Here is an 11,661-nt window from a genome sequence, read left to right on the forward strand (position 1 = left end):
TCGACCGGGGTTTTTATTTGTCCAGCGTAGCGTCGGATCAGTTGAACCGACCCGCCGCATGGGCAAGCATCGTATAGACCTTGCCGGTATCCGATGTGAGGTAGGACTGCGTTACGGTGCGGTCGCGATCCGTGCGGGCCACGTCGGCCAGCAGCTTCTCGAAATCGGCGATGTAACGGTCAACCGCGGTGCGGAATTCCTGCTCGCGATCATACTTGCGCTTGATCTCGTCAAACGTCTGCTGGCCCTTCAGCGTGTAGAGACGACGCGTAAATACGTCGCGCTCGCCGCGCTGGTAACGGCGCCACAGTTCGACCGAGGCATCGTGATCGATGGCGCGGGCGATATCGACCGAAAGCGAGTTCAGCGATTCCACCATATGACGCGGGTTGCGGGTGTCAGCAGCGCGGGTCGGCTGTTCTGCAGCAGCGCGCGGTGCGGCTGCGGCAGGCGCTTCCTGACCGTCACGCGATGCGCCACGCAGCAGATCGCTGATCCAGCCACCACCTTCTTCACGACGTCCTGCCGGTGCAGGCGCAACGGGCTGGCGGTTTTCGATCGGCAGGTTGCCACGCAGGGCAGGCGCCGGTGCGGCTGGCTGCTGTGCGACACGCTGCTGAACGGGTGCAGGTGCTGGAGCAACCGGGGCCGGTGCTGGCGCAGGGGCCGCAGGCTGCTGACGCGCTTCAACGCGACGTTCGACAGGCTGAGTTGCCGCAATCGCACGGGCAACAGGTTCGGAAACTTCCATCTGCTGCGTCGAGCGACCGACGAGCTGCGAAATGTCCTGCAGCGCCTTGATCTGTTCGGAGACGGCGCGACGCATGGCGGCGGCGCTTTCCTTGGCCTCTTCTGGCAGGTCGAAGGCACCACGCTTCAGTTCGGCGCGGGTCGAGTCGAGTTCGCGGCGGATATCGTGGCTGGAGCGGCGGATTTCGTCCGTGGCACCGGCAAAGCGAGCAACGGCCTCTTCCACGGCCTGACGCAGCGTATCACGCATATTGGCGGCTGCGGCATTCGACTTTTCGGAGGCGCTGCCCAGCAGGGTGTCGACTTCCGAGAGCGACGATTCCACGCCACCGCGCAGGCGGTTGACCAGCTCGTCGGAGTATTTCTGCGCATCGGCCAGCGTGCTCTCGATCGAGCGGGTGGCATCCTGACCGGCGGAGAGCAGGGCGCCCCGCATGGTCTGTGCAGCCGAACGGGCCCGCTGTTCGGTTTCGTCCAGTGAACGGCCGATATCGGAGAACGAGGACTGCAGATTGTCACGCAGGTTGCCTGCAACATTCTGCGAGCGTTCTTCGGCGGCGGTGAGGGTGTCTTCCACCACGCTGACAACACCGCGCATGGAGTTTTCGATTTCTTCCGAGCGCTTGAGCAGGCCGACCGAGAGGCTGCGCAGGGCATCCTGACGTTCTTCCAGCGTACCGACGAGGCTCGACTGTGCCGCGTTCAGCAGTTCGGATGCCTGGCTCAGAACCTTGGAGTGTTCTTCGAAACGTCCAACGATACCGGCGACCTGTGCCAGCGTCTGACCGGAAATGTTCGACAGACGGTCGATCTTTCCTTCCAGCAGACGGCTGGAGCTGGACACCATATCGGCGGCCTGGGAAGCAGCTTCCGAGAAATGCGTCGCGGTCGAATTCAGAGCCTGATCTGCGGCGCTGAATTCCTGAGCGGCGCGTTCGACGGCGGAGTTGAACTTCGCTGCCGACTGCTCGACGATTTCCGCCATGCCGTTGTGCGTCTGAGACAGCATGTCCGTGCTCTGGCGGGTGGCGGCAACCAGCTTGTTGGCGGCATCGCTGCCGACACGGCCATACTTGTCGATACCCTGTTCCACGGCGTCGGCCATGGCGGTGTGGGTTTCGGACAGCATGTCGGTGCTCTGACGCGTTGCTGCGACGAGCTTGCTGGCTGCTTCGTTACCGGCAGTGGCGTAGTCGCTGATGGCTTGTTCGACCATGCCGACCATGCCGCTGTTGCTCTGCGTCAGAAGATCGGCGCTCTGCTGTGCGGCGGAGACGATCTTTTCGGCGGCTTCGCGACCGATGGTGGCGTATTCGTCCACAACCGGCTTGGCCTTTTCTTCAATAAGGCGCGACAGTTCGGCAGACCGGCTGGCCAGCATCGAGTTGAGTTCGCGGGTGCGGTTGTCGAGTGCGGAGCGGATGGATTCGCCGCGTGCATCGAGAGCCGATTCCACATTGGTCAGGGTTTCGGAAATCACGCCAACCTGCGAGCGTACGACAGCTTCCGCCTCGGCTACCTTGTTGACGATGATGTTGCCGGCTTCCGAGAAGGTCTGGGCAACGGCGGCAGCCTGGCCCGAAAGGCGGGTCTGCGCATCCGAGATGCGGTTGACGATCTCGCCGGAGCGCTCTTCGATGGCCTTGGTGAAGGCTTCGTTCTGCGCCTGAACCTGCTCGACATAGTCGGAACCGGTCTTGGCTAGCAGTGCGGTGGAGCGTGTGGCTTCTTCGCCAATGCTTTCGGTGGCGGAGATAACGGCGCCGCGCAGGCTGAGTGCCAGATCGGTAGCCTTGCCTTCGATGGTACGGTTGACGTTTTCGAGACCGATCGTCAGCGCCCGGTCCATGGTACCAAGGCGTTCATCGATCTTGGCCGAACCGCTGTCGAAGGTTTCCGCCAGACGGCTGGTGCGGCTTTCGAAGGTATCGGCAACGCGTGCCGACTGCTCGTCGAGCAGGCCGGTGATGCGCTGTGCCGCGTCTTCGCTGCTGCGGGCAAAGGCTGCAGTCTTGTCATCAAGCGTTTCGGCGAAACGACGGCTCGCATCGTCGATGGCAGTGTTGACATTGCCGAGGTCACCGTGAACGCGCTCCTGCAGCGTGTCGAGGCTGACCTCGATGCGTGTGCCGGTCTCGTCCAGACGGTTGGTGATGTTGCCGAGCGAGGTTTCGATGCGGGTGGAAAGCTGGTCCGTCGCACCGCCGATTTCACGTGCGGCGTCGCTGATCTTGCCGGCAATGGCACCGGCACCGTTGCGAAGGCGTTCTTCGAGGCTTGCAGCGCTTCCGTCGATGGCTTTCTGCAGATTGTCCTGCTGCGTTTCGAGCGAGAGTTCGAGCATGCTGGCGCTGGAAGCGACCGTCGTGCCGATCATCATGGCCTGTTCGGAGAGCAGGTCGCTCATCTGCGTCGACGCGGAATTCAGCGTCGCGGCAATATCGGCATGGCGCTGGTCGAGGGTGGTGGCGATATCGGCCTGCGACTGCGACAGGCTCGTCTCCAGGCGCGAAACGCCTTCTTCAACGGTCTGCGAGAAGCGGCTGCTGCCACCTTCAACAGCGGTTTCGATGCGGTGGGCTGCACCGGCAACGCTGTCTTCGATCAGGCCGCTGTTGCGTTCCAGCGTGCCGGCAATGCGCTCGGCCTGCGAACCCAGCATGGTTTCAAGACGTTCGTGACCGCCGGCGAGGGCATTCTCAAGCGTGAAGGCGGTTGCCTCCAGGCGCTGGCCGACACCGGAAGCCGCCAGCGAAAGCGAAGCGGACTTGGCATCGAGAGTTTCGGCGATGCGCTCTTCCGCACCCGAAATTGCCATGTCGAGTGCCATGGAGCGGCTGTCGAGCACATCGGCGATACGCTCTTCGGCATTCGAGACGATGCCGCTGAGTGCTGCCGTGCGGCTGTCGAGTGCCGATGCAATACGGTCTTCGACACCGGAAACGACGTTGTTGAGGGCGGCGGTGCGGCCTTCGATGACGTCGGCAATCTTTTCCTCGACGCCCGAGAAGGTCATATCGAGCGCCATGGAGCGGCTGTCCAGCACATCGGCGATACGCTCTTCGGCATTCGAAACAATACCGCTGAGTGCTGCGGTGCGGCTGTCGAGTGCCGATGCGATCCGATCTTCAACGCCGGAAACGACGTTGTTGAGGGCGGCGGTGCGGCCTTCGATGACGTCGGCAATCTTTTCCTCGACGCCCGAGAAGGTCATGTCGAGGGCCATGGTGCGGCTGTCGAGCGTTTCGGCGATGCGCTCTTCGGCATTCGAGACAACGCCGCTGAGGGCTGCGGTGCGGCTGTCGAGTGCCGATGCGATACGGTCTTCGACACCGGAGACGACGTCGTTGAGAGCAGCGGTACGGCCTTCAATGACATTGGCGATCTTGTCTTCGACACCCGAGAAGGTCATGTCGAGCGCCATTGCGCGGCTGTCGAGCACATCGGTAATGCGCTCTTCCGCACCCGATACGATGTTCCGGAGCGATGCCGTGCGGCTGTCGAGTGCTTCGGTGATCTTTTCCTCAGCACCGGAGAAGGCCATGTCGAGGGCCATGGAACGGCTGTCGAGCACATCGGTGATACGCTCTTCCGCGCCCGAAACGATGGTCTGCAGCGATGCCGTGCGGCTGTCGAGTGCTTCGGTAATCTTCTCCTCGGCACCCGAGAAAGCAATGTCGATAGCCATGGAACGGCTGTCGAGCACATCGGCGATGCGTTCTTCAGCGCCCGAAACGACCGAGGTGAGGGCTGCCGTGCGGCTGTCGAGTGCTTCGGTAATCTTTTCTTCGGCACCCGAGAAAGCCATGTCGATGGCCATGGTGCGGCTGTCGAGCACATCGGCGATGCGTTCTTCAGCGCCCGAGACGACCGAGGTGAGGGCAGCCGTGCGGCTATCGAGCGCGTCGGCAATCTTGCCTTCGGCGCCTTCAACGATACCTGCCAGCGCAGAGGTGCGGTTATCGAGGGTTTCCGACAGACGTTCTTCGACATTGGCAAAGGTCATGTCGAGCGACAGCGTACGGCTGTCCATCGTGTCTGCAATGCGCTCTTCGACGCCGGAGATCGCGCTGGAGAGCGCCGCGGTGCGACCATCGAGCGTATCGGCGATACGGTTTTCCGCGCCCGAAACAACTTCGTTGAGGGCTGCCGTGCGGCTTTCCAGGGTGTCGGCGATGCGGTCTTCGATGCCGGTAACAGCGCCGGTGATGGCTGCTGCGCGGGTTTCGAGCGTTTCCGTCAGGCGACGTTCAACGTCGGCAACCACGTTGTTGATTGCTGCAGCTCTCTCGTCGAGCAGCGCGGCCAGATGTTCGGCCGTACCGGAGACGGAGCTGGTGATGGCCTGCGAACGGCTGGCAAGCGCCTCATCGAAGCGGTTCTGGCTGGCAGAAAGCGCGCCGAACAGGGCATTGCTGCGCTCTGCAAGCACGCTGTCGATCTTTTCATGCGTATCGGCAAATGCGCCGGTGATTTCGGCGGTGCGACGACCAAGAGCATCGCTAAACGCGCGGGTGCGATCGTCAAGCGCGCTTTCGAGCATTTCCTGGCCGGTTCCAAGTGCCGTCGCCAGTGCCAGCGACTGATCGGTCATTGTCGAGCCAAGGCGCTCGATGCTGCCGTTCAGCATGGTGTCGAAGGCTTCCGAGCCGCCTGCAACGGTTTCGTTGATGCGAGCCAGGCTCTCCATCAGCTTGCTGTCGAGGCTGCCGGCACGCTGATCGAAGGCACTTGCAAATTCGGCAACACGCTCGTCGAAGGCGGAGTTGACCAGGCCGACGGTCGCCTGCAGGCGTTCTTCGAACAGACCCGAACGCAGGTCGAGATCCATGATCGCGTCGTCGGCCGTGCTCTGCAGGTTCTGACGGAAGGACAGACCCTTTTCTTCCAGCGTCGCGCTGAGCTTGTCGAGAACGGTGTCGAGCGAGCCGCCAATGATCTGCTGGCCGCGGTCGATATTGCGGTTCAGTTCCAGCGTGCGCGTCGACAGGGTGTCGTTGAGCTGACGGGTGCGCTCTTCAAGCGCGCTGTTCAGGCTTTCGGCACCGCTATCGAGGGTGGAAGCGTGGATTGCAAAGCGCTCCAGCAACATTTCACCGCGCTCGTCGAGCGTCGAGGAAAGATTGTGCAGGCGCATGTCGAATTCGTTGGAAAGCGCCGAGCCGGAGGTATTCAGAGCCTGCAGTAGGTTTTCCGTCTTAGCGGCAATCAGGCTGCCCATCGCTTCTGTCGAAGCGCGCGATTTTTCGAGGAGTGCCGCCGAGCGCGTGTCGATCATCGAAGCGAAAGCCTCGCCGGTGGTGGCAAGGCGCATCGACAGCTCTTCGCCGACGATCGACAGTTCTTCCTTGATCTGCTCCTGCGCGCCAACGATGGACGAGCGGATACGTTCGGCGTGATTGACGATGGCGTCGCGTTCCGCCGTCAGTTCCTGCACGAGGCTGCGAACGCGCAATTCGTTGTCGGCGTAGCTGCGCTCAAGTGCGTTGACTTCGGAGTGGACGAGGGTTTCGAGTTCGGTGGCACGGGCAATGGTGCGCTCGATGCCGTCATTCATGGCCGAAACTTCGCGGCGAACCGCCTGACCGACCGACATGATGCGGTCGGAGGCAACGGTTTCCGGCTCTGCCAGACGCAGGGCGACTTCCGCCATGGAGCGTGCGGCATTGCGAAGGTCACGGGCGCGCGCCATCATGATGGCGAAGGCGAAGAACAGCATGACCGGAACGATGATGCCGACAATGATCGCCATCAGGCCGGGGATAGCAGCGAGATCGGCAATCGATGCGATGTTCCACAGCGCGTTGCCGTAGAACAGATGCGCGATGCCGAGGCCGCCGATCGCCCAGATGACCGACATGATCGCCGCGTTGCGCAGCGCACCACCAATCGAGCCGCCTTCCAGCGATTTCAAAATCATCGCCGGGCTGCGTTTGGAGCCGTCATTGGCCGCTTCCAGATTGGGGGATTTTGGCGCCTGTTCGGCCGCAGCGCGCGCCGGTTCGGGTGCGGAACGCTGCTGTCTGCTGGCTTCCTTCAATCTGGCCTCCGGCTGCTTCGGCGTTGTAGATTTTCGCTGCTCCGGCGTGTCTTCAAAGGCGCCGAGTTGCAGGGCGTCTTCCAACGCCTGAAATGCAGTCTCGTCGACGGAGTCGCTAATCTTGTTGTTCGCCATGCGGTTACGCCTCGTTACACATACGCCCGGCTTCATGCCGTAGAACCCGTTTGCCGCCCGCAAACGAATTGCCGCCATCTGCCAGCGGAAAAGCCCCTGAGAAAGGGAATCGATTCCGCTCATTACACATTCCCGGATGCTGGTGACCCAGCTTTCGGGCGAAATTACATCACTGTGCCGTAATAACAAAGCTTGAGCGAAAGCCTGGTCGGAACGGCAGTACCGTAGTGACACATTTGCGTCTTCGAAACAATTAATGCGGATTTGCAGAGAGGGCGAAGTGTCGGCTTTTTAACAGTATTTAAACCTCGGTCCCGCGCCGAATGCCTTGTTTCATATAAGTTTAGCATAAATTAACCATAGCGAAAGATTTTCACCAATGCCGCGCCGTAATTTAAGCCGATAGCACCGCCATACATGCGTAAATCCGGCACAGATGTGACGCAAAACAAGAAACGGCGAGACAGAAACAAGGAATTGAGACATGGCAGCGGTCAGTATTGCTTTCGAAGCTCCGGATAATTCCGGTGGCGCGGCTTCCGCCAGCACAAAGCCGATCGATTTTGTTCATCTTGCCCGTCAGACGATGGGTGACAAGGAACTGGAAATTGAAGTCCTGCAGCTTTTCAGCCGCAGCGCCCGCTCGGCATTGCACGAGCTGAATGGCGCTGATGCGACCGCCGTCAAGGCCATCGCACACCGGTTGAAGGGTGCCGCCGATGCGGTTGGCGCATTCGCCGTTTCCGCCGCCGCTGCTAAGCTCGAAGACAATGCAGGCGATGGCGCCGCCATGGCAAAGCTCGTGGCAGCCATCGTCGAAGCGGAAAATTTCGTTCTCAAGCTCTGCCGCTAAGCCAGGATTGGTCGATTTTGTCAGGCCGGCCGGGCTTGGTACCGCTTCTGCGGGTTGCCAAGCGGAGCCGGCCTTTCTATGTGTTTAGAACAATTCTTAGAACACACCTCAGTCACAGAACACGACCTGGATCTCCGACATGACCAAACTGACCATCGTCGCCTTCGACGGCACGTCCCATGAACTTGATGTAAGCAACGGTTCCACCGTCATGGAGAATGCCGTGCGCAACTCCATTCCCGGTATCGATGCCGAATGTGGCGGTGCCTGTGCCTGTGCGACCTGTCATGTCTATGTCGATGATGCGTGGACCGAACGCGTCGGCGGCCCGGAGCCGATGGAAGAGGACATGCTCGACTTCGCGTTCGATGTGCGTCCGACGTCGCGTCTTTCCTGTCAGATCAAGATGAACGACGAGCTCGATGGTCTCGTCGTTCATGTGCCTGAGCGCCAGGGCTGATATCTGATTATTCCGCTTTGCGCACAAAGAACCCCGCTCGCCTGATTTGGGAGGAGAGCGGGGCAAGGTGGGTACGCAGCATGCAGGCGAGGGAGGAAACACCTGCGAGCCCTCAAGCGCGCACCGGGAGAACTGCTGTCGGATGTCTTATGCCGATGGTTTTGTTCGGCTTCTTCCTGAATTTCGTATTCTGGAAGCAGGCTACAATGAGTCTATTTGCGCGCGCCACGGTGAGAAGTTACCGGTAAAATCGGGCATGACGTAACGTAACGTCGCCTATGGCGCAGGCGCCAGAATGCGACGTTAAATCTCTGATTTTTATGTGTTGATGGCGTGTTGTTCGCCGGCTTCCGTTACCGGCGGTTCTGGCCTTGCTCCAGGCGATGCTTCAGAAGCCGCGTCATGCGCGCATCGAAGTTCTTCGATTCCACCACATCGAACCGGTACTGGTCCTTGTCATGCTCTTCCATGACGGTCTGGGTGATCTTTCCGGCCATTTCCTGCAGCTTGTCGCAGGATGACTGCGGCCGCATCGCCTTCAACTGGCGTTCGAGCGAACGGGCATAGGTTCGAGCGATTTCCGCGTGCCGTTCCTCATGCCGTTTGATGTCGGCAAGCAGGGTGTCCCAGATGAAGGCAAGCTCAGCCGTTGTACGGCGGCGGTTCTTCCATTGCGGCAGCAGGATGCGCGTGTTCAGCAACACCTTGGCCGTACCCACGCTGCAAAGTCCGTTTCGTTCGACATAGGTCACGTCGCCGCCGAACTTGATTTCCGTCGCACCCGGATGACGCGCGCCTGTCGCTTTCGTCAGTGGGCCACGCGCTGAAAGCTCCTTGTCCAGATCACCAGCCGTTTTGCCGCCAATCGAGAAATAGGAATAGCTTTTGCGCAGAACCGTTTCCGGAAATGCCGCTGTCGGCAAAGAAACGGCCAATGCGCCGGCAAGAATGGCGCAAAGGGCGCGTGTTGGTCTGGTCATTACCCGGCCTTCCGGTTGAATTCGAAAATCGTTTGCTGCATAGGCGGAGCGGAACTTATAAGACTTTGCATAACACTCCGTTATTCCTGAAAGGCTCGTGTTACGTGATAACAGCCAGCAGCAATGTGTGGCAAGCGGCCCATGGCCGCTCCCTGAAACTTGATGGACGTGGCCGTATTATGGCCATCGTCAATGCCACACCCGACTCGTTTTCCGATGGCGGCCGCTATCTTGCCGCCGATCAGGCGTTGTCTCACGCCATCAAATGTGTGGAAGAAGGCGCTGATATCATCGATATCGGCGGAGAATCGACACGTCCCGGTGCGGCTGATGTCACGGAGAGCGAAGAGCAGGACCGGATCTTGCCGGTGATCGAAAAACTGGTGCGCGAAAGCGACGTTCTGATCTCGGTCGATACATACCGCGCCTCGACGGCAAAGCGGGCCATTGAGGCAGGTGCCCACATCGTCAACGATGTCTTCGGTCTGCAGAAGGACGCTGACATGGCCGCTGTTGTGGCCGCGACTGGCGCAGGTGTCTGCATCATGCACACCGGTCGCGAACGGCAAAGGCTCGATGACGTCATCGAGGATCAGTTTGCGTTCCTCGGCATTTCGCTTGAGATCGCCTCAAAGGCAGGTGTCGCCCGCGGCGCCATCGTTCTCGATCCCGGTTTCGGTTTTGCCAAGGACACGGATGAAAACGTGGAACTGATGGCGCGGTTTGGTGAACTCGATCCGTTCGGCCTGCCGATCCTGGCCGGAACGTCGCGCAAGCGTTTCGTCGGGTCGTTGACGGGCAGGGACGTCGCCACCGATCGCGATATTGGTACGGCGGCGACAACGGCGATCCTCAGAATGGCGGGAGCTTCTGTCTTCCGCGTCCACAATGTTGCCATGACACGCGACACGCTGGCGATTGCCGATGCGGTGTTCGCCCGCGTATCGAAGGCTTGAAGGGAAGGCTGACACATGAGCCGCTACACCATCGTACTGAAAAACTGTTCGTTCTTTGCCCGTCATGGTCTGCTGGAGCAGGAGGAGGTGCTGGGTCAGCGCTTCTTCGTCGATGCCGAGATGGAGGTCGAGGCCGGTGATGCACTGGAAACCGACTCGATTGAAAACACTGTCGATTACGGCGTTGCTTTCTCGGTCATCGAAAAAAGCGTCGTCGGACAGCGCCGTTACCTGATCGAGGCACTGGCAAACGATATCGCCAAGGCGCTGCGCGAACGTTATCCGCAGATCGTCTGGGTACGCATCACGGTGCGCAAGCCGTCGGCGCCGGTTCCGGGAATTCTCGATTACGCGCAAGTGAGTGTCGAGCATCATGCCTGAGGCAAGGCAGATGACAGTCGCCACGCTCGGGCTTGGCGGCAATATCGGTGATCCCAAGGCTGCGATGGCGCAGGCGCTGCACGATCTCGATGCGCGCGACGATTGCCGGCTGCTGGTGGTTTCCGCGCTCTATCGCACGCCACCATGGGGCAAGACCGATCAGGCGGATTTTTTCAATTGCTGCGCCAGGATCGAGACGTCCTTGTCGCCGGAGGCGCTGCTGCAGACCTGCCTCGACATCGAAAAAAGCATGAAGCGGGTCAGGATCGAGCGCTGGGGTCCGCGCACCATCGATATCGACGTGCTGACCTATGGTAATGCACCTTACGTTGCGGAAACCATCGAGGTGCCGCATCCGCGCATGACCGAGCGCGCTTTCGTCCTGATGCCGCTTGCCGATATCGCCCCCGACCTGTTGGTCAAGGGCCGCAGGGTGAGCGATTGGCTGGAGGCTGTCGATACGGCCGGTATCGTCAAGGCAAACGAAAAGCGGGAGTGGTGGACACTCCCGCTTTGAAAATCGGATAAAGCCTGGTTTTCGCTTACGGCTTGATCGACCCGACAGCCATCTGATCCACATCGCGTGCCAGCGTCAGGCCGATAACCGGAACCATCTGGTCGGCAACCTTGACCGAAATCGTGATGTTCATGGAGTTGTCGCTGGAAACGCGGGCAACCATGGCGCCATTGAGCTTTGCGCGGTTGATGCCGACAACCACCTTGTCGCCGCTGACCTGTCCCGAAATGATGTCCAGGCCCTTGCCTTCGGCGCCATCAAGGAACTTGCCCTCGTAGCTGCTACCCTTCTGGGCGATAACGGCGGACATCGGCTGGCTGAACACGCCCACGCGGCAAGTGCCGCCAAGCTTGATGCCAGTCTGCTTGTCTTCCAGCGGTTCGCCGGTCAGGTCGCAGGTGAATTTCGTGCCCTTGTACTTGCCGGCGACAATTTCGCCCGGTCCCTTCCAGCTTCCGGCAACGGAACGGAAGAACACGTCGTCACGGTCGCGCGAGGCGGCCTGAACGTCGGAAATTCCCAGGCCACCGCTGAAGGACATAGCGGCGGCAAGTCCGCCCAAAAGCGAAAAGAAGCGCGAATACATGAT

At 60.4% G+C, this 11,661-nt stretch carries 8 protein-coding genes; 5 read left to right on the top strand and 3 right to left on the bottom strand.

The window, feature by feature from the left end; genetic code table 11:
- Window positions 1-37 precede the first annotated feature (37 nt).
- The gene (locus HWX89_RS01665; RefSeq protein ID WP_178340592.1) at window positions 38-6,925 is read right to left on the bottom strand and encodes an apolipoprotein A-IV repeat region-like domain-containing protein; all 6,888 of its coding nucleotides are present in this window, start codon (window positions 6,923-6,925) and stop codon (window positions 38-40) included.
- 484 nt (window positions 6,926-7,409) lie between these two features.
- On the opposite strand from HWX89_RS01665, the gene HWX89_RS01670 reads away from it, so the two are divergent.
- Together HWX89_RS01670 and HWX89_RS01675 are read left to right on the top strand one after the other, a co-directional pair.
- On the top strand, window positions 7,410-7,778 hold the full coding sequence (locus tag HWX89_RS01670) for an Hpt domain-containing protein (RefSeq protein ID WP_138795502.1): 369 nt from the start codon (window positions 7,410-7,412) through the stop codon (window positions 7,776-7,778).
- Window positions 7,779-7,917: 139 nt separating this feature from the next.
- Window positions 7,918-8,238, top strand: a complete 321-nt coding sequence (locus HWX89_RS01675; protein WP_138795501.1) for a 2Fe-2S iron-sulfur cluster-binding protein — start codon at window positions 7,918-7,920, stop codon at window positions 8,236-8,238.
- Window positions 8,239-8,591: 353 nt separating this feature from the next.
- Here the strand turns inward: HWX89_RS01675 and HWX89_RS01680 are convergent, their stop codons facing one another.
- Complete coding sequence (locus tag HWX89_RS01680; protein ID WP_138795500.1) at window positions 8,592-9,218, bottom strand: DUF922 domain-containing Zn-dependent protease; 627 nt, start codon at window positions 9,216-9,218, stop codon at window positions 8,592-8,594.
- A gap of 104 nt (window positions 9,219-9,322) precedes the next feature.
- Between HWX89_RS01680 and folP the strand changes: the two genes are divergently transcribed.
- From folP to folK, 3 genes are read left to right on the top strand one after another with little or no spacing between them, the layout of a single operon-like run.
- Complete coding sequence (gene folP / locus HWX89_RS01685) at window positions 9,323-10,174, top strand: dihydropteroate synthase (protein WP_502707566.1); 852 nt, start codon at window positions 9,323-9,325, stop codon at window positions 10,172-10,174.
- Window positions 10,175-10,189: 15 nt separating this feature from the next.
- Window positions 10,190-10,555, top strand: a complete 366-nt coding sequence (folB, locus tag HWX89_RS01690) for a dihydroneopterin aldolase (protein ID WP_138795499.1) — start codon at window positions 10,190-10,192, stop codon at window positions 10,553-10,555.
- The gene (folK, locus tag HWX89_RS01695) at window positions 10,548-11,072 is read left to right on the top strand and encodes a 2-amino-4-hydroxy-6-hydroxymethyldihydropteridine diphosphokinase (protein WP_286086195.1); all 525 of its coding nucleotides are present in this window, start codon (window positions 10,548-10,550) and stop codon (window positions 11,070-11,072) included. Before folB ends, folK begins: the two co-directional genes overlap by 8 nt.
- A gap of 25 nt (window positions 11,073-11,097) precedes the next feature.
- Here the strand turns inward: folK and HWX89_RS01700 are convergent, their stop codons facing one another.
- The gene (locus HWX89_RS01700) at window positions 11,098-11,658 is read right to left on the bottom strand and encodes a hypothetical protein (RefSeq protein ID WP_138795497.1); all 561 of its coding nucleotides are present in this window, start codon (window positions 11,656-11,658) and stop codon (window positions 11,098-11,100) included.
- Between the last annotated feature and the right edge of the window lie 3 nt (window positions 11,659-11,661).

Source organism: Rhizobium sp. RM (assembly GCF_013390595.1).
Lineage (GTDB): Bacteria > Pseudomonadota > Alphaproteobacteria > Rhizobiales > Rhizobiaceae > Agrobacterium.

What these genes read in the sequence shown, in the direction of transcription:
- HWX89_RS01675 (WP_138795501.1), top strand. Translation starts at nt 7,918, where the DNA reads ATGACCAAACTGACCATCGTCGCCTTCGACGGCACGTCCCATGAACTT.
- HWX89_RS01670 (WP_138795502.1), top strand. Translation starts at nt 7,410, where the DNA reads ATGGCAGCGGTCAGTATTGCTTTCGAAGCTCCGGATAATTCCGGTGGC.
- HWX89_RS01700 (WP_138795497.1), bottom strand. Translation starts at nt 11,658, where the DNA reads ATGTATTCGCGCTTCTTTTCGCTTTTGGGCGGACTTGCCGCCGCTATG.
- HWX89_RS01665 (WP_178340592.1), bottom strand. Translation starts at nt 6,925, where the DNA reads ATGGCGAACAACAAGATTAGCGACTCCGTCGACGAGACTGCATTTCAG.
- folB (WP_138795499.1), top strand. Translation starts at nt 10,190, where the DNA reads ATGAGCCGCTACACCATCGTACTGAAAAACTGTTCGTTCTTTGCCCGT.
- HWX89_RS01680 (WP_138795500.1), bottom strand. Translation starts at nt 9,218, where the DNA reads ATGACCAGACCAACACGCGCCCTTTGCGCCATTCTTGCCGGCGCATTG.
- folK (WP_286086195.1), top strand. Translation starts at nt 10,548, where the DNA reads ATGCCTGAGGCAAGGCAGATGACAGTCGCCACGCTCGGGCTTGGCGGC.